Annotated in this window: 3 protein-coding genes; all 3 read left to right on the plus strand. The window is 75.0% G+C overall.

The features are described 5' to 3' along the window. Positions 1-125: 125 nt before the first annotated feature. From trpA to GA0115259_RS30715, 3 genes are read left to right on the plus strand one after another with little or no spacing between them, the layout of a single operon-like run. Complete coding sequence (gene trpA, locus GA0115259_RS30705; RefSeq protein WP_093603055.1) at positions 126-956, plus strand: tryptophan synthase subunit alpha; 831 nt, start codon at positions 126-128, stop codon at positions 954-956. Positions 957-990: 34 nt separating this feature from the next. Continuing rightward, positions 991-1,740: an HNH endonuclease family protein gene (locus GA0115259_RS30710; protein WP_093603057.1), complete on the plus strand. Its 750-nt coding sequence runs from the start codon at positions 991-993 to the stop codon at positions 1,738-1,740. A 45-nt stretch (positions 1,741-1,785) separates the two neighbouring features. Next, complete coding sequence (locus GA0115259_RS30715; RefSeq protein ID WP_141716755.1) at positions 1,786-1,989, plus strand: hypothetical protein; 204 nt, start codon at positions 1,786-1,788, stop codon at positions 1,987-1,989. Positions 1,990-2,067 lie beyond the last annotated feature (78 nt).

Raw genomic sequence — 2,067 nt, forward strand, 5'->3', positions numbered from 1 at the left:
CGCCCCGCCGGCCCCCGCCGCGCGGCGAACCGCACGGCCGGGCTGCGGCCCACCCCCCTTCCTCCCTCTGTGCCGCCCGGGGCGCCCCGCCCCTCCCCGTCTCCCGCCTCGCGAAAGGCGCCCCCATGACCGACCTCACCCCCCACGCGGCCGCGCTGACCGACCTGCTGACCACCAGCCGGCGGCCCGCCCTGGGGGCCTTCCTGCCCGCTGGCTTCCCGAACTGGACCGCCGGGATCGACACCCTCGCCCAGTTCGCCCAGCACGGCGCCGACTTCCTCGAAGTGGGCGTCGCACACCACACCCCGGCCCTCGACGGACCCGACATAGCCGAGGCCTACGCCACCGCCCTGGGCCAGGGCGCCGCGATGGCGCACGTCATCTCCACCGTCCGCCTGACCGCCGCGAACACGCGCAAGCCCGTCGTCGTGATGAGCTACTGGCAGCCCGTGCGCGCCTTCGGACCGCAGCGCTTCGCCGAAGAGCTCGCCGAAGCCGGCGCGGCCGGCGCGATGATCCCCGACCTGCGAGGCGAGGCCGCCGCCCAGTGGCACGCCATCGCCGCCGCGGCCGGTATCCACGCCCCGCAGTTCGTCTCCCGCCGCGACAGCGACGCCGAGCTGGAGCAGACCGCCGCCGCGGCCTCCGGCTGGATCTACGCCCCGGCCGCCGACGCCCGCACCGGCTTCCAGGGCGACCTGGATATCCCCGGCCTGCACGCCTTCACCAGCCGGCTGCGCGCCCGCACCCGCCATCCCGTCGTCGCCGGAATCGGCATCTCCACGCCCGCCCGAGCCGCCGCCGTCGCCCCGTACGTCGACGGACTCGTCATCGGCTCCCCCCTGGTGCGGCCCATGCTCAAGACCGGCGAGGGTCGCCAGCACGCCCTCGACCTGCTCACCGCCTTCGCGCAGGCCCTGCGCCCCGCACCCCAGCTGCGGACCCTTCCCGCATGAACCCGCCCGTCAACGCCACGGATCGAGAACGCCGTTGAAGACCCGCCTGACCGCCGCCGGCACACTCCTGGCCCTGGCCGCGTGCGGCTGCAGCCCACACCTGCCCGGCAGCTCCCACCACCCGCAGGGCGCCTCCGCACCGGTCACCGCCCGCGCCGCCGGGCCCGCCCTCGACGCGCTGGAGACCCTGCCGGTCAAGGGCCGCGCCCCGCAGACCGGTTACGACCGCACCGGCCGGTTCGGCCCGGCCTGGTCGGACGCCACCACCGCCCCCGGCGGACATAATTTGTGCGACACCCGAAACGACATCCTGATCCGCGACCTGCGCGACATCCGCTTCAGGGCCGGATCGCACTGCACCGTCGTCTCCGGGACCCTCCCCGACCCCTACACCGGTCGGAACATCGCCTTCACCCGCGGCCCGCGCACCAGCCTCTCCGTCCAGGTCGACCACGTCGTCGCGCTCAGCGACGCCTGGCAGACCGGCGCGCAGGCACTGACCCAGCAGCAGCGGGAGGCCCTGGACAACGATCCGCTCGAGCTCGTGGCGGCCTCCGGTCCGGCCAACACTCAGAAGTCCGACGCCGACGCGGCCTCCTGGCTGCCGGCGAACAAGGCCTTCCGGTGCACCTATGTCGCGCGGCAGATCGCCGTCAAGGCGAAGTACCGTCTGTGGATCACGCCGGCGGAACGCACTGCCCTGGCCCGGGTGCTGAACACCTGCCCCGACCAGCAACTGCCGCGCGATGACAGCCAGGGCGTCGCCCTGAACACCCCGACGTAGAAGCAGGAGCAGCCCGTGCATCCCGTGCGCTCTGCCCGTCCGCCCGTGCCCCGGACCCGCCCCGCCACCACCGCGCCGCGCCGCCCGCGGACCCCTCCGCTGGGCCCTCATCCGGAGTGGGAGCACCACAGGATCTTCCAGGAGCCGTACTACCGCGATCCGCTCATCCGCTGGGAGATCGAACAGGACATCGCGGACTTCGAGGTCCCGCCGGCGCGACGCACCGGCCCCCGCCGACCGCCGTCCTGAACGGCTCGCCCACCGGCGGCCCCGGGACCGGCACCCGGGCGCCACCCCCCCACCCGCCGCCCCGCGGCACAGGAGCCC

This window comes from Streptomyces sp. MnatMP-M17, assembly GCF_900091995.1.
In the GTDB taxonomy this organism is placed as follows: Bacteria; Actinomycetota; Actinomycetes; order Streptomycetales; family Streptomycetaceae; genus Streptomyces.

Coding starts and splice junctions, on each gene's coding strand:
- trpA (WP_093603055.1), top strand. CDS start 126: ATGACCGACCTCACCCCCCACGCGGCCGCGCTGACCGACCTGCTGACC.